The sequence below is a fragment of the Proteus mirabilis HI4320 genome, from assembly GCF_000069965.1.
Classification (GTDB): Bacteria; Pseudomonadota; Gammaproteobacteria; order Enterobacterales; family Enterobacteriaceae; genus Proteus; species Proteus mirabilis.
Genome location: NC_010554.1, coordinates 2,167,969 through 2,184,663 on the forward strand (window position 1 = coordinate 2,167,969; position 16,695 = coordinate 2,184,663).

The window sequence follows — 16,695 nt, forward strand, 5'->3', positions numbered from 1 at the left end:
CGAGCTTTTAACGCTATCTTTGTTTTTTTATATTATTATCTTATTTTATAAGATTAAATCTCTATTTTTAACCACATTGCATTTAATATGAAAAATAGAGAAAGCACGAAATTTATAAAAAGCATCAATATCATTCTTAATCTTTCGGGAAAACAATTAGATAATACAAAACCAAACATTAATAAATACGATGATACTATCGCATCATTAGAAAAAAAACATGCTTTTAAACTAAAGAAAAAAAATATTCATTATATTTTTAAAAAACAATTACACTACCCAATAATTTTTTTAGATCGTTATAAAAATATATTTATTCTTTTAAAATATAACAATAATGAATTTCTAATTTATAATCTACAAACTGACAATATGGAGACATGGAATAAAGAGAGATTAATAAATAACAGTATAAATCACTATTACTATCTGGACTTTGCAGAAAAGCATTTTTTTGATATCACTTGGTTTGTCCCAACCTTTATGAAATATCGTATATTATTTCAAAGTGTATTATTTTACTCGTTAATTCTTCAACTGCTAGCACTTGCCTCGCCGATTATTACGCAAATAATTATGGATAAGGTAATTATCCATCAAGCCCTATCCACGCTTGATGTGTTAATAATAGGTCTTATTTTTGTCGCCGTTTCAGAATCTGTATTAAAGGGGATAAGAGAGTATATTTATCATCATACAGCAAATAAAATTGATATGTTGCTAAGTTTGAAATTAACTAACCATTTATTCAAACTTCCTATCAGTTATTTTAAATCTCGCCAAACAGGTATTATTGTTACACGAGTAAAAGAGCTTGATATCATTCGAGAGTTTATAACAAAAACCTTATTAATGTTATTGGTTGATTTCTCATTTATCTTTATTTTCCTATTTGTTATGGCTTATTTGTCATTAAAGTTAACATTAATCTTTCTTGCCACCATCCCACTCTATTTTATCTTAGCTAAATTAATTGCCCCTAAAATAGAAAAAACCGTACAACAGCTTTATCAATATTCAGCAACAAATAGTGCTTTTTTAACAGAAACGCTAGGAGGTATAGAAACAATAAAAAGCCTTTCATTAGAACCACGTTTTACACAACAGTGGCATACGCAAATTCATCAACTGACTAATGAAAATTTAAAATTACAAAATATTGATAACTTATCGCAATACATTGTTTCATTTTTACAAAAAATAACGACAGCGATACTTTTATGTCTAGGTGCTTTTGAAGTCATTTCACTTGCAATGACAATAGGTCAACTCATTGCTTTTAATATGCTATTAAACCACTGTCTACAACCTTTAAGTTCTGCAATAGAAGTTTGGGGAAAGTATATCCGAGCCAAAACGGCTATTTATAATTTACAAGACATTCTTAATCTCCCAATAGAGCAAGAAAAAGCCAATAAGAAAATGACCTTACAAGGTGAAGTGAGTTTTGAGAATGTCAGTTTTAGTTATCAACATGATGCCCCCCCTGTTGTAAGGCAAATTTCATTTAGAATAAATGAATATGAAACTATTGGTATCGTTGGGACGTCTGGATCAGGGAAAAGTACATTAGCACGCATCATCGCAGGGCTTTATATCCCACAATTAGGTCAGGTTAAGCTTGATGACATTCCGGTTTGTGAAATTCCCCCCGCAGTATTACGTCAACAAATAGGGTTTGTCTTACAAGAGAATTTTTTATTTCATTTAACCGTGCTCGACAATATCCGTTTAACGCAACCATCAGCCTCATTAGATGATGTTATTCATGTAGCTAAATTAGCAGGTGCTCATGAGTTTATTTTAAAACTTCCTTTAGGGTACGACACACTCATTGCTGAAAATGGCAGATCTTTATCTGGGGGACAATGCCAACGTATTGCAATTGCCAGAGCCTTACTCTCATCTCCTAAAATTTTAATTTTTGATGAAGCTACCAGCGCATTGGATGGTGAGTCTCAAGCCATCATCGAAAAAAATCTTCCCCTTATTACCCAAGATAAGACCGTCATTATGATTGCTCATCGCCTTTCCACAATAAAAAACTGTGACCGCATTATTGTATTAGAAAAAGGCCAGATAATCGAAGAAGGCAAACATAATGAATTGATTAGAAAAGATGGCGCTTATAAGAAACTTTGGCAACATCAACAAGGATAACAATGATGAAATCAAAAATAAAACAAATGATTGCTCACTACTTTAAAACTAAAAAAGAGCCTAAAAACTATGATTTTTACCCTAATCATATCGCCGTACTTGAGAAACCGCCGACACCTTATAGTCGTATTATTGCAATAATAATTTCATTAAGTGTGATTATATTTTTACTCTGGGCATATATAGGTAAATTAGATGTGCTTTCTTCAGCTATAGGAAAATTAGTGGTTTCAGGTTATTCGCAACAAATTCAAATTTATGAACATAGTCGCTTAAGCGCCATTCATGTAAAAAATGGCCAACAAGTTACCAAAGGAGAAGCGTTATTAACACTTGATATTTTAGGTGTTGATGAGGAGATTAATAATCTAAAAAATAAGATAGAAAATCTATTATTACTAAAAATTCGTTATCAAGCATTAGGTCAAAACACCCGACCTGATACAATTGATGATTTTAATTTACTAAATAAAGAAAAAAAAGAAGCGGTTCTATTAAGTTATCAAAAAGAAAAGGATGAATTTGATGCTAGTATTAATCATATTAATTCTGAAATAGAAACCAACAATAAAAACAAGCTTCTTACTCACCAAGAAATCAATTCATTAAATGAATTAAAAAACAATATTGAAAAACGCTTTAATATAAAGAAAAAACTCTATGATAAAAAAATTATTAGTACCATGGAGTTTTTAGAAAATAAAAAGGAGTTATTAGAAATTAATCAAATCATTAAAAGAAAATCATCAGAACTGGTTATTTTATCCAGTCAAGAGCAACAATATATAAAAAATCGCGATAGATTAGAAAAACAAAAACACCTAGAGTGGCATGACAAATTTAAACAATATGAAAGCGGAGTTTTTATTTATCAACAAAATCTTTATCATGTTCAGAAACGTCAACAATTAAAAATTGTTCGTTCTCCTGTTACAGGTACAGTACAACAACTCGCCGTTCATACCCTAGGAGCCGTATTGCAACCTTCACAAGCGGTGATGGTGATAGTGCCCGATACTCAGCATAATGTTGCTGAGGTGAATATTCTCAATAAAGATATTGGTTTTATCTATCCGGGTCAAAAAGCGGTGATTAAAATTGATGCTTTTCCTTATACCCGTTATGGCACCATTGAAGGCACCATTGTCAATATAGCAAAAGATTCCATACAACATGAACAATTAGGCTTAGTTTATCCCGTCCTGATTGAACTTGATAAGCAAGTGATGGGTGAAGATGAAGCACAATATAAACTGGCTACAGGTATGTCTTTAGTTGCCGATATAAAAATTGAAAAACGTCGAGTGATTGATTATTTACTCAGTCCAATAGAAGTTTATCAACATGAAGCATTAAGAGAAAAATAATAGCGAGATATCTATGAACTATATAACTAAAAATACGCCATCTCTTCATCCTTCAATTATTGATGGGCTTATTTATTTTTCAAAAAAGAATAAAGGAACATTAAAAAAAGAGCAGCTTATTCATTTTTTAGGTAATGACGACAATCTCTCTGAATTAAATATCATAGAAGCCGCTCAACAACTCAATTTAAAATGCGAATTTTCATTTTTTAATAGTGAAAGTGAGTATAAAGATAAAATAATTATTGATACACTTATCGAAATTAATGGTTATTGGTATATTCTAAAAAATAGAACAAGTGATAAATTAATTATTATTGACCCAAGCACTAACACAGAGAGTCATTATCATATTGATAAAAAAATCACTTATACCACACTGCTAATTATTAATAAGATATTTACCCCTAAACAGAGCAAGTTTAGCTTAATGTGGTGTATTCCATCACTATTAAAACAAAAAAAATCATTATATTTAATTTTTATTTTATCTTGTTTTATTCAATTATTTGCTTTAGTTAATCCAATTATTTTTGAAAAAATTATTGATAAAGTATTAACGGGGAGAAGCCTCTCTAATTTGCAAGTTTTAGGGGTACTCCTTGTGCTGATTGCCATTATAGAGCCTATCTATCTTTTATTACGAGATAAACTTTATGCTTTTGTTTCTTGTACCCTAGGTGCCGAATTCTCAGGGAAAATTTATCAACACCTTATTCGGCTACCCAGTCAGTTTTTTAATCAACGTCAATCTGGGCAAATTATTGCTCGTATTCAAGAGCTTGCTCATATTCGCCAGTTTATTACTGGCTCTGCGTTGATGATGGTACTGGATTTTATTTTTATTATCGTATTTCTTTCAGTAATGTTTGCTTATTCCGTATTATTAACTTGGATAACCATAGCAGCATTAGTCGTTTACTTTTTATTTTGGCTGATACTTGGCCCCATGATCCGTTATTGGGTTGAACAAGAGTATCAAGCAAATGCTGATAATACGAGCTTATTAACAGAAGCTATTAATGGTATAGAAACCATAAAAATAACAGCAACAGAACATCAATTTATTGAAAAGTGGCAATATAAACTCACTAATTATATCCTTAAGCGTTTTTCAGCGGCCAAAAAAGCGTTACTTGCTCAGCAATTAATTGGGGCTATTCATAAAATTACTATGGCAATTATCTTGTGGCATGGTGTTAATCTGATTATGAAAGCGCAATTAAGTGTGGGCGAATTAGTGGCTTTTAATATGTTTGCCACCCATATTACACAACCTATTTTACGTTTAGCCCAACTTTGGCAAGATGTTCAACAAACAGGCATCTCTATACGTCGTATTGGCGAGATTGTTAATACTCCCACAGAGCATCAGCATCAAGGACTTGCTACTGTACCTAATATTGCAGGAAGTATAGTATTTTCTCATGTACGCTTTCGTTATACAGCCAATACTCCAGATGTGATTGAGCAACTCTCTTTTTCGATCCCCGCGGGCAAATTTATTGGTATTACAGGCCCCTCTGGTTCAGGAAAAAGTACTATCACACGTTTAATTCAACGTTTTTATACTCCTCAACAAGGCCAGATTTATATTGATGGTATGGATCTCGCCATTGCCAATCCCCTTACTTTACGCCAATCAATTAGTGTTGTTTTACAAGATAATTTTTTATTTAGTGGCACTATTATGGAAAATATTCGGTTATCAAAACCCGATTGTAGTGAAGAAGATATTATTGAAGCGAGTAAATTAGCCGGCGCTTTTCATTTTATTACTCAACTCCCTGAGGGATTTAATACACAAGTGGGTGAAAGAGGTAGTAATTTGTCAGGAGGGCAGCGTCAGCGTATTGCGCTAGCAAGAGCACTTTTACCTGATCCACGAATTCTTATTTTAGATGAGGCAACATCGGCGTTAGATTATACCTCAGAAGCAGAAATTTTAGCCAATCTTCCGGCTATTTGTAAAAATAGAACGGTAATTTGTATTGCTCATCGACTTAATGCTATTTCTATTTCAGATTATATTTATGTTATTGATAAAGGTCGTATATTAGAAGAAGGTACACATAGCGATTTATTAAATAAGAAAACACTTTATCAGCAATTGTGGCAACAACAGACACAGCAATAAACCGTGATAAGTAATGAACCATAAAAATAAAGGCTCTAATTATTGAGCCTTTATACTTAATATTAAAATAACGATATTAGTACAACATACGAGCACGAATGGTACCCGGTAGTCCTTTTAGTTTTTGCAATACTAACTCAGCTTGTGCTTTCGTTTGTGTAGTAACGTCAATTACTACATAACCCACATTGCCAGCAGTACGCAGATATTGCGCAGCAACGTTAATATTTTCTTCTGTAAATACGTTATTGATACTATTCATAATACCCGGACGGTTTTCATGAATATGCAGTAAACGGTTTACATCATCACCATGACTAGGCAATGATACTTCAGGGAAATTAACCGCAGATAATGTAGAACCATTATCAGAATATTTAGCTAACTTACCAGCAACTTCATAACCAATATTTTCTTGGGCTTCTTGGGTTGAACCACCAATATGTGGCGTTAAGATCACATTATCAAATTTAATTAATTCTGATACAAAAGGATCGTTCGGATCGTTATTTGCCCCCGGCTCCGTTGGGAAAACGTCCACCGCCGCACCTGATAAATGTTTACTCTCTAGCGCTTGTGCTAATGCCGGAATATCAACCACAGTTCCACGAGAGGCATTAATAAGAATAGCGCCTGGCTTCATTCGTAATAGCTCTTCGTGACCAATCATATTTTTTGTTGATGGCGTTTCTGGCACGTGTAAGCTAACAATGTCACACATATTCAGCAGTTCAGATAAGTGACGAACTTGGGTTGCATTTCCCAAAGGAAGTTTGTTTTCAATATCGTAAAAATAGACATCTAAACCAACACTTTCCGCCAAAATCCCTAACTGGGTGCCTATATGACCATAGCCAATAATCCCCAGTTTTTTACCTCGCGCTTCAAAACAGCCTTTAGCTTGTTTATCCCAAATACCACGATGGGCTTTAGCATTAGCTTCTGGAATACGACGCAGTAATAACAGTAATTCCCCTAACACCATTTCAGCCACGGAACGAGTGTTTGAAAAAGGTGCATTAAAAACAGGGATCCCACGACGGGCAGCCGCATCTAAGTCAACTTGGTTAGTACCAATGCAGAAGCAGCCTACAGCAACTAATTTTTCAGCGGCTGCAAAAATTTCTTCTGTTAAGTGAGTGCGGGAACGGATCCCCACAAAGCGTGCATCACGGATAGCTTGTTTTAATTCTTCTCCCGATAATGCACCTTTATGATATTCAATGTTGGTATAACCTGCTGCTCTTAAATTCTCTACCGCACTTTGGTGTACACCTTCCAATAGTAGGAACTTTATCTTTTCTTTTTCCAAAGATACCTTGACCATTTACCCTGCCCTATTTGTGTTACATGAATAAAAACGAAATCCTGTTTCACCAACATAACAAAAATAGATTTTGAGGCAATACAACCGATTGCACTGTTGACAGAATAAGCGATAGATAAAGTGATTTTCTACCGAGCAAAATGATTTTGACAATAAAAATGGCAGCATTTTAAAGAGAGATATCTCTATCGTGTGATATATATCACTGAATTTATGGTTTTCAAAATAATTTGCAAAAAGTCATCATTCTGATTATCTAAGGGGAAAGATAAAAGAGAGTGGGAAAACAATATAGTTCACCCACTCTCTTTAGACGATACTGTTATTATCTCTGACTAGAGATGCAGTTTAATCGTATCATTTAATGGTTTTCACACCTTCAGAAGTCCCCATTAATACAATGTCTGCTCCGCGATTAGCGAAAAGCCCGACAGTGACCACCCCTGCAATACTATTAATTTTATTTTCTAGCTCAATAGGATTCAGAATAGTGAGATTATAAACGTCTAAGATCACGTTACCATTATCCGTCACGACGTTTTCACGATATTCAGGTAACCCACCTAATTTAACCAGCTCGCGAGCAACATAAGAGCGAGCCATTGGGATAACTTCAACAGGCAGAGGGAATTTACCCAAAACATCCACTTGTTTCGATTCATCGACAATACACACAAAGGTTTTTGCCACCGCTGCAATGATTTTTTCACGGGTTAATGCCGCACCACCACCTTTGATCATCTGCATTTGATGGTTAATTTCATCAGCACCGTCTACGTAGATATCGAGCGAATCAACTTCATTACAGTCAAAAACGGGAATGCCATAGCTTTTTAGTTTTGCCGTTGAAGCCTCTGAGCTAGAAACTGCCCCTTCAATTTGACCTTTCATTGTTGCAAGAGCATCAATAAAATGAGAAGCCGTAGAGCCTGTTCCAACGCCCACGATAGTACCCGGTTTTACATATTCAAGGGCGGCCCAACCTACTGCTTTTTTTAATTCATCTTGAGTCATTTACAAAACCTTATTTTTCACATTTATCGAATAAGAATAGCATAGTGCCCATAAAATCCGCACAAGGTGTATCAAAATTTGAGACACAACATTTTAACTCATAAAAACTAAAAATATGGCATAGTACACAGTAGAACATAAAATCAAAGAGAATCTGTCAATGAAACGTCCTGATTATCGGGCCCTGCAAGCCCTTGATGCCGTTATTCGAGAGCGTGGTTTTGAACGAGCCGCACAAAAACTATGTATTACGCAATCTGCCGTTTCACAAAGAATAAAACAACTTGAGAATCTATTTGGACAACCTTTATTAGTACGTACGGTTCCGCCCCAACCCACAGAGCAGGGGCAAAAGCTACTCGCATTACTGCATCAGGTCGAAATGTTAGAAGAGCAGTGGTTAGGTGATGAAAATAGTGGCTCGACGCCTCTTTTACTCTCTTTAGCTGTCAACGCGGATAGTTTAGCTACTTGGTTATTGCCTGCTTTGCACCCGGTATTAACACAACTTCCTATCCGGCTTAATATTCAAGTAGAAGATGAAACTCGTACCCAAGAGCGATTAAGACGTGGTGAAGTGGTTGGTGCTATCAGTATTCAGCCCCAAGCATTGCCTAGCTGTCTAGTCGACCAATTAGGCGCATTAGACTATCTTTTTGTGGCATCCCCTGATTTTGCCCAACGCTATTTTGCAAATGGGGTCACTAAATCATCTCTGTTAAAAGCCCCCGCTGTCGCATTTGACCATCTTGATGATATGCATCAGGCCTTCTTACAGCAAAACTTCGGTTTATCTCCCGGTAGTGTGCCCTGCCATATTGTTAATTCTTCCGAAGCCTTTGTTCAGTTAGCTAAACAAGGCTCAACATGTTGTATGATCCCTCATCTACAAATTGCCGATGAGCTAAAAAGTGGTGAATTGATTGATTTAACGCCAGGATTATGCCAACGCCGCATGTTGTATTGGCACCGTTTTGCCCCAGAAAGCAGAACGATGAGAAAGGTAACGGATGCGTTACTTGATTATGGTCGTAAAGTGCTTAAGCAAGATGAAGAGTAAAAAGTAACGTTGATGATATTGTTTCTTGATCAATATTATCGCTATTCTTAGAAAGGGATTTAACCAGTGTGTTCCATCAACCGGTTTAACTCACAGTGAGGAGTTGATGTTTTCCTCTACCGGAAGAAGCAAATTTAAGTTTTATTGGCATTTAACGGGCATAATATTGTATAATAAATGAACATAGGAAAAGGAGATTCAGATGAGCACTTTTATTCGTCGAAGTCGCAACGTTGCTCTAGCCATTGATGCTGGACGTAAAAGTGGTAGTGCTAACATAGAAGGTAATACCCCTGCTGATATTCAAGCCAGCCTGCTGAAAAGCTTAGGTGAGTTTACTGCATCTATTCCAACTACAAAACAACAACCTTACGTGAAAGGATCTCACGGTGCCAATCATAAAAAAACCTATTTCGGGCGTTGATCTCCGTGCAAGTTTTTATTTGACTTCCCAAAGTTTAGGATATCCTTCAAATAAACAGGCAATATTAATGGCTGATATTGCCACATTAATAGCTAAATGGAGGAATGGCTTAGAGGTCGAAATTTATACGGAAAATTATGAATTTAGATATGGTAGGATCAAGTCTTCACGTTTTAACGCCTCTGGTGAGGAAAGCGTATATTATGCAACTTACTTTCATACTCGTGCCAAGCCAAAGGACAATGATCCACTTCTAATAATTACTTTTGATCCCGTTGTTGGACAAGACGATTTTATGTTCATTGAGACCATTATTGATCATAGAACCTATTTTGGTTCACCGGGTGCAGATAAAACTAAATCTCATATTGAAAGACGGTCATCTGATTTAAAACGCCGTATTGAAAATGGAAAAAAAATTAGTTCCGAACCTTCATCTTCAGTTCAAAACGTTAATAAAAATAACAATGATTCGCCTGACCAAGAAAATAAGTAAAGATGCTTTTTATATATGTAATATTTTCTGACATAAAATCATTTTAAAATATAAGCTTAATAACCGTTTTTCGCACCCAAAAGAACTACCAGATCTGATCCTGCGCTATAACATAGATGTATCAGCTCACTGCTGAGCCAATACATCTTATCCTTTGATGGTAAAGATTATTTAGCTGTTTTTAATTCAAATACCACGTCAACGTAATCTTTAAACTCAATGCTTTGTTGTTGATAGGTCTCTTTTACTGCTTCCGGTGACGGGGCACTTAATGCCATAGCATCCATTTTCATTCGCGCTATCGGATAAGGTGTTGCTTCTGGTGCGCGATAACTTACACTATAAACAGCCCCTAAATCAGCACCAAACCCTTTTGCCACTGAACTTGCCTGTTGTATGGCATTTTTAATTGCCACTTCTCGTGCTTTGGCTTTGTACTGTTCTGGATCATTAACGCCAAACTCAACATTATTAATTTCATTTAGCCCTGCTGCTAATGCCCCATCCAGTAAGGTATTAAGCTGATCAAGTTTTTTGATTTTTACATCTACGGTTCGTGTTGCTGTATAGCCATTAATCACCGAACGTTCTGCTTTTTTATCATACTCATAATTAGGCTGTGTACGAATGTTGGCAGCATCAATATCTTCTTTCGTCACACCGTTTTCTTTTAAAAAGGCAAAATATTTTGCAACACGCTCATCCACTTGTTTTTTAGCTTGAGCTGCATCTTTTGCTTTTTCACTAACCTGAATATTAAGTGTCGCCATATCAGGAGTCGCTTTAATTGTTGCATTACCTGATGTAGTTATATGTGGTCCTTCAGGTACCGCCCCAGCTAAAGCGATTGAGGGTGCTCCAAGGGCTAACATGGATGCTAATACCATTGCTTTTACTTTCACAAAAACCTCCTGACAAAAATCATGTATGGGTATTGTCACTAAATTACGGTTATAACAACATTAGCATATCTGTTGTAAAGTTCTTTCAGATTAAAAGAGGTTTTTCCATCCCTGAGCGGCCAATTGCAGAGCAATAAACCACATCACACACCCCACAAACAAGTTGATGATACGTTGAGCGGTCACTTGGCTTAAAATAGGTGAAAACCAAGCCGCTAGTAGTGATAAAGCAAAAAACCAACTAATCGATGCGAATACCGCGCCAAAAGTAAACCAAGGACGTAATTCTGCTGATAATTGCCCTCCGATACTGCCAAGCACTACAAAGGTATCAAGATAAACATGGGGATTTAGCCAAGTGACGGCAACTAAAGTTACAATCACCCGCCAACGACTTTTCACTTGATTTTTATGTTGTGATAATTCAATCTCTTTTGTAAAAGCGGTTTTAAACGCATTCCAGCCATACCACAATAAAAAAGCCACACCGCCCCAAGTGATCAGTAATAAAAGATATTCTGATTGGCTCAGTAATGCACTTCCACCAAAGACTCCCCCGCTAATTAATATCACATCACTTAAAGCGCATAAAAATGCACTCATTAAATGGTATTGTTTTTTACTACCTTGTTGCAAAACAAAGGCATTTTGCGCACCAATGGGCAATATCATTGCTGCACTTAATAAAAACCCCTGAAAAAATGTTGTTAACATGCAAAATATCCTAATAATTATTCATTAAATTAAGAAAAATAATAAAATGATTTTGTTATTAGAGGAAATGAATCATTCTTATTGATAATAAGAAAAACTAATAGCGGTAAAAATAAAAGAGCCACGCTTAATCGGTGGCTCTTGAGATGTGTTTTATAACAATAGTGCTTATTCTGCTTTCATCACGGTATTTTGTGCTTGATGCATATAGACATCCATTTGTGGGAATGGAATACCAATATTATTTGCATCTAGCGCGCGTTTAAAGTTTTCCATAAGATCCCAATAAACTGGCCATGCATCATCATTGGTGGTCCAAACACGTACCACAAAGTTTAATGAAGAAGGCGCCATTTCATGTAAACGTATTGTCACGCCTTGGTTATGTTGAATACGTTTATCTTGCGCAACAACATCACCGAGCACTTGTTTGACTTTATCAATATCAGCATCATAAGCAACGCCGACAATAATTTGTGTACGACGATTTGGCTCACGGCTAAGGTTAATAACCTCACTACTGATAATTTTGCTATTTGGAATAACAATGATCCGGTCATCCGCTGAACGTAATGTGGTCGAGAATATTTGTACATCTCGCACCGTACCTTCGACAGCACCAATCATCACGTATTCACCAGCACGAATAGGACGGAAGATAACAATTAAAACACCCGCTGCAAAGTTAGAGAGTGAGCCTTGTAATGCTAAACCAACCGCTAAACCTGCCGCACCAAGTACTGCGATAACAGAAGCTGTTTGAACCCCTAATCGACCTAATACTGCAATCAAAGTGAATGCAATAACGGTATAACGCACCAAGACAGACAAGAATGTCACAACAGTTGCGTCGATATGGCGTAACGTTAAAATTCGTGCAACCCCTTTACTGACCATTTTAGCGACAAAAAGACCAATAAATAGGATCAAGAATGCAGCAACGATATTCACAGCATATTGAATAAAGAGTTCTTGATTAGCAACAAACCAACCTGTTGCTTCATCTAAACTCGCAGGTAATTCATTCATTAGACCACCTTTTAAACTTATAATCCTAATAAAAAGAATAGCAACCAATAGTATATTGTGGCAGATTTATTTAATAAATATATGGGATTTGTTAACTTCTTCTATTTTCCAGAATAAATAACCGATATTTTTGTAGCATAGTAGCAAAATCATCTAATCCACAAAATGCGATGCTTTCATTATCGTAGTAGCTCATCCCTTCTTCTAAATCATCGGTTTCAAAATGGAGAGTATTCGCCCTTACCATAATTTCCTCATCATCAATAGATAAGCTGTATTCTTTACCAATCAATTGCCACTGTTTCTCACTGCCTTTAACTTCGTCCATCTCAGTCAAAATTTGATCGATTAAGCTGATATCACCTTGGATCTCATCATTTAACCAATAACCAATCGCCTCATGATCCATTGAAAAACGGGCCAATATACCGCCAGTAAGATCACGCTGAAATTCATAGTCCATGGTGTATGCCCCTTAAATTAGCTGTCGCCTTTTTCTATATAAAATATCTATTGTTATTATGGCAAAAATAACAAAAAAACAGGAGGCATTGCCTCCTGTTTCAGACTGCTGAACAACGTTATATGTTGGAACGCAGTTGTAATCAATTTTTAGTGAAAAATCAAACTCAGTTATACCGTGGTTTGGAAAATCACTTGTGTTGCTTTATCTGTATATTGCTCTAGTTGGTCAAAATTGAGATAACGGTAAGTATCTTCCGCCGTTTCATCGACTTTATTGATGAAATCAAGATACTCTTGTGGCTCTGGTAGACGTCCTAACAGTGAAGCCACTGCCGCAAGCTCTGCGGATGCAAGGTAGACATTCGCCCCCGTACCTAAACGATTCGGGAAGTTACGTGTTGATGTTGAAACAACCGTTGCCCCATCCGCCACTCGCGCTTGGTTACCCATACATAATGAACATCCCGGCACTTCGATACGAGCGCCACTCTTACCAAAGACGCTGTAATAACCTTCTTCAGTCAGTTGTGCTGCATCCATTTTTGTTGGTGGTGCAACCCATAAGCGTGTCGGTAATTGACCTTTATGTTGATCGAGTAATTTACCCGCCGCACGGAAATGCCCAATATTGGTCATGCAAGAGCCAATAAAGACTTCATCAATTTTGCTGTTTGCCACTTCTGATAATAGACGAGCATCATCAGGATCGTTTGGTGCGCAAAGAATAGGCTCTTTGATTTCGTTTAAGTCGATCTCAATTACAGCCGCATATTCAGCATCCGCATCTGCTTCAAGTAATTGCGGATCAGCTAACCAATTTTCCATTGCCGTAATACGACGCTCAAGTGTACGACGATCACCATAACCTTCTGCTATCATCCATTTTAATAAGACAATGTTAGATTGTAGATATTCGATAATCGGTGCTTTATCTAATTTAATCGTACAACCCGCAGCAGAACGCTCAGCCGATGCATCAGCTAGCTCAAAAGCTTGCTCAACTTTAAGTTCAGGTAAACCTTCAATTTCTAAGATACGACCAGAGAAAATATTCTTTTTACCTTTTTTCTCAACAGTCAATAACCCTTCTTTAATCGCATAAAGTGGGATGGCATGAACCAGATCACGTAACGTTACCCCCGGTTGCATTTTACCTTTAAAGCGTACTAACACCGATTCTGGCATGTCTAATGGCATTACCCCTGTAGCCGCTGCAAAAGCGACTAAGCCTGAACCTGCAGGGAATGAAATACCAATAGGGAAACGTGTATGTGAGTCACCACCAGTACCAACAGTATCTGGCAATAACATGCGGTTTAACCATGAGTGAATAATGCCATCACCCGGACGCAGTGAAACCCCTCCACGATTCATAATAAAATCAGGTAACGTGTGATGGGTGGTTACATCAACAGGTTTTGGATAAGCGGCGGTATGACAGAATGATTGCATAACCAAATCAGCGGAGAAACCTAAGCATGCTAAATCTTTCAGTTCATCACGTGTCATTGGCCCTGTAGTATCTTGAGAGCCAACGGAGGTCATTTTGGGTTCGCAATATTCACCAGGGCGAATACCATCACGACCACAAGCGCGTCCCACCATTTTTTGTGCAAGTGAGAAACCACGATCGCTTTGTTCCACTGCTTTGGCATGACGGAATAAAGTGCTAGGTGGTAAACCTAAGGCGCTACGAGCTTTTGAGGTCAATCCACGACCGATGATCAAAGGAATACGACCACCCGCACGCACTTCATCAATCAGTACTTCTGTTTTTAGTGCAAAGGTTTCCAATAACTCATTGGTTTCATGGTTACGGATTTCACCTTTGTATGGGTAAATATCAATAACATCGCCCATATTTAATTTAGAAACATCAACCTCAATAGGTAATGCACCGGCATCTTCCATCGTGTTGAAAAAGATAGGGGCAATTTTGCCACCCAATACAACCCCACCACCGCGTTTATTTGGTACATAAGGGATATCATCCCCCATAAACCAAAGTACCGAGTTGGTTGCAGATTTACGTGAAGAGCCTGTTCCGACAACATCCCCCACATAAGCCAGTGGGAAACCTTTTTTATTCAGTGCTTCGATTTGTTTAATCGGGCCAACACTACCCGGTTGGTCGGGTTCAATGCCTTCGCGGGCATTTTTTAGCATAGCTAGAGCGTGTAATGGGATATCAGGACGAGACCAAGCATCTGGTGCTGGTGATAAATCATCTGTATTGGTTTCCCCCGTCACTTTAAACACGGTTACCGTGATTTTTTCAGCAAGTTCTGGACGTTCAGTAAACCATTCTCCATCAGCCCAAGATTGCATAATTTGTTTCGCGTAAACGTTGCCAGCTTTCGCTTTTTCTTCAACGTCATAAAAGCTATCAAACATCAATAAGGTATGAGAAAGTGCTTTTGCCGCAATAGGAGCCAGTTTGTCGTTATCTAGCGCTTCAATTAATGCATGGATATTATAGCCACCTTGCATAGTACCTAATAATTCTACGGCTTTTTCTGGCGTGATAAGCGGTGATGTTGTTTCACCTTTTGCGAGAGCCGTTAAAAAACCGGCTTTAACATAAGCGGCTTCATCAACGCCGGGTGGAACACGGTTAACAATTAAATCAAGAAGGAATTCTTCTTCGCCTTTTGGGGGGGACTTTAATAGCTCAACAAGTGCGGCTGTTTGTGTGGCATCGAGAGGTTTTGGAACGACACCTTCAGCTGCACGCTCTGCTACGTGCTTACGGTATTCTTCTAGCACGACTTTCTCCTCGCTTCTTTGTCATTTTGTATAACCCGGCTGTCTGCACCCTATCTAGTTGGATGCCAGGTCAGAGGATCTTTTGCTCGCATAAAACATCTATGGTTGTGAAATTATGCCCAGCTAAGGGCTATCAGCATAGCAAATTTTCAACACTATGTTAATTCGTTCACATAAAAGCAACATACAACAAACGTAAATCTCACCTTATTCATATTATGACACTCAATCTAATAGGCATTTTTCACCAGCCTCGTTTTTACCAATAAACTCAGTTAATAAATAGATATCAGTGCTACTCGGTAAACGTAACTTATCTTGTAAATTAAAGTCATTTGATTTAAGTAATAAATAACTAGAACAATAAACCTTACACATACATCCTTTAGAATTATTTTAAATAGAATGCTTATAAAAATAAACCCAACATCACCAACAAATAAAAACTTAATCAATAAACTACTATAAACCCCATATAATAATTATTTTTTGATAGAGTTTTAAAATCTAACATATTAATATGAAATAGCATTACCATGCTAATTATTTAAACAATAATTTCATTAAGTTCATTTACAAATAGCACTTAGCAATTACGTTCAACCTTTACATTTAAAAAAAGAAAATTATCGATTTATTCATTAAAATGATTAATTATATGGAGAAAGTCTTTATGGCAATTAACGAAAAATTTGTCCAAGAAATATCAAGCATTAATTATAATAATAGTATATTTTCACTCTATTTTGTCGGTCAAGATCCTCATAAAATAGCACAAGGTATCATGCCAGAAAAAGATGAAGAATTAGCCCTAAAGTAAGTGATCCACATTCC

General features: G+C 36.7%; 14 protein-coding genes. 7 read left to right on the forward strand and 7 right to left on the reverse strand.

Annotated elements, in window-relative coordinates:
• The first annotated feature begins 87 nt into the window (after positions 1-87).
• Genes PMI_RS10000 through PMI_RS10010 form a run of 3 tightly spaced genes read left to right on the forward strand, consistent with a single transcriptional unit; the run spans position 88 to position 5,664 of the window.
• Entirely contained in the window at positions 88-2,160 is a 2,073-nt protein-coding gene (locus PMI_RS10000; RefSeq protein WP_012368220.1) for a peptidase domain-containing ABC transporter, read from the forward strand.
• 2 nt (positions 2,161-2,162) lie between these two features.
• The gene (locus PMI_RS10005) at positions 2,163-3,527 is read left to right on the forward strand and encodes an HlyD family type I secretion periplasmic adaptor subunit (protein WP_012368221.1); all 1,365 of its coding nucleotides are present in this window, start codon (positions 2,163-2,165) and stop codon (positions 3,525-3,527) included.
• A 13-nt stretch (positions 3,528-3,540) separates the two neighbouring features.
• Positions 3,541-5,664: a type I secretion system permease/ATPase gene (locus PMI_RS10010; protein WP_012368222.1), complete on the forward strand. Its 2,124-nt coding sequence runs from the start codon at positions 3,541-3,543 to the stop codon at positions 5,662-5,664.
• 76 nt (positions 5,665-5,740) lie between these two features.
• On the opposite strand, the gene serA is transcribed toward PMI_RS10010, so the two are convergent.
• Positions 5,741-6,991 (reverse strand): phosphoglycerate dehydrogenase, encoded by a 1,251-nt coding sequence (gene serA, locus PMI_RS10015; protein ID WP_004248535.1) that lies wholly within the window; start codon positions 6,989-6,991, stop codon positions 5,741-5,743.
• A gap of 357 nt (positions 6,992-7,348) precedes the next feature.
• Positions 7,349-8,005: a ribose-5-phosphate isomerase RpiA gene (rpiA, locus tag PMI_RS10020; protein ID WP_004244058.1), complete on the reverse strand. Its 657-nt coding sequence runs from the start codon at positions 8,003-8,005 to the stop codon at positions 7,349-7,351.
• Between the two features lie 160 nt (positions 8,006-8,165).
• On the opposite strand from rpiA, the gene PMI_RS10025 reads away from it, so the two are divergent.
• From PMI_RS10025 to PMI_RS10035, 3 genes are all read left to right on the forward strand, one after another.
• Positions 8,166-9,065, forward strand: a complete 900-nt coding sequence (locus tag PMI_RS10025) for a LysR family transcriptional regulator ArgP (protein WP_004244059.1) — start codon at positions 8,166-8,168, stop codon at positions 9,063-9,065.
• A 202-nt stretch (positions 9,066-9,267) separates the two neighbouring features.
• Positions 9,268-9,489 carry a hypothetical protein gene (locus PMI_RS10030; RefSeq protein WP_004244060.1) on the forward strand — a complete coding sequence of 74 codons (222 nt, stop codon included), beginning with the start codon at positions 9,268-9,270 and terminating at the stop codon, positions 9,487-9,489.
• Complete coding sequence (locus PMI_RS10035) at positions 9,455-9,985, forward strand: hypothetical protein (RefSeq protein ID WP_232504888.1); 531 nt, start codon at positions 9,455-9,457, stop codon at positions 9,983-9,985. The genes PMI_RS10030 and PMI_RS10035 overlap by 35 nt, the downstream gene beginning before the upstream one ends.
• 167 nt (positions 9,986-10,152) lie before the next feature.
• Here the strand turns inward: PMI_RS10035 and PMI_RS10040 are convergent, their stop codons facing one another.
• From PMI_RS10040 to acnB, 5 genes are all read right to left on the reverse strand, one after another.
• Positions 10,153-10,887, reverse strand: a complete 735-nt coding sequence (locus tag PMI_RS10040; RefSeq protein ID WP_004248538.1) for an oxidative stress defense protein — start codon at positions 10,885-10,887, stop codon at positions 10,153-10,155.
• A gap of 90 nt (positions 10,888-10,977) precedes the next feature.
• On the reverse strand, positions 10,978-11,601 hold the full coding sequence (gene argO / locus PMI_RS10045; protein ID WP_004244063.1) for an arginine exporter ArgO: 624 nt from the start codon (positions 11,599-11,601) through the stop codon (positions 10,978-10,980).
• A gap of 168 nt (positions 11,602-11,769) precedes the next feature.
• A complete protein-coding gene (mscS, locus tag PMI_RS10050; RefSeq protein ID WP_012368224.1) occupies positions 11,770-12,630 on the reverse strand; it encodes a small-conductance mechanosensitive channel MscS in 861 nt (286 codons plus the stop codon).
• Positions 12,631-12,721: 91 nt separating this feature from the next.
• Positions 12,722-13,093, reverse strand: a complete 372-nt coding sequence (locus tag PMI_RS10055; protein ID WP_004244066.1) for a YacL family protein — start codon at positions 13,091-13,093, stop codon at positions 12,722-12,724.
• A gap of 170 nt (positions 13,094-13,263) precedes the next feature.
• Positions 13,264-15,861, reverse strand: coding sequence for a bifunctional aconitate hydratase 2/2-methylisocitrate dehydratase (gene acnB, locus PMI_RS10060; protein ID WP_004244067.1), 2,598 nt, complete (start codon positions 15,859-15,861; stop codon positions 13,264-13,266).
• A gap of 673 nt (positions 15,862-16,534) precedes the next feature.
• Here acnB and PMI_RS19455 point away from each other — a divergent pair.
• Positions 16,535-16,681 carry a hypothetical protein gene (locus tag PMI_RS19455; RefSeq protein WP_004248541.1) on the forward strand — a complete coding sequence of 49 codons (147 nt, stop codon included), beginning with the start codon at positions 16,535-16,537 and terminating at the stop codon, positions 16,679-16,681.
• The last annotated feature ends 14 nt before the right edge of the window (positions 16,682-16,695 follow it).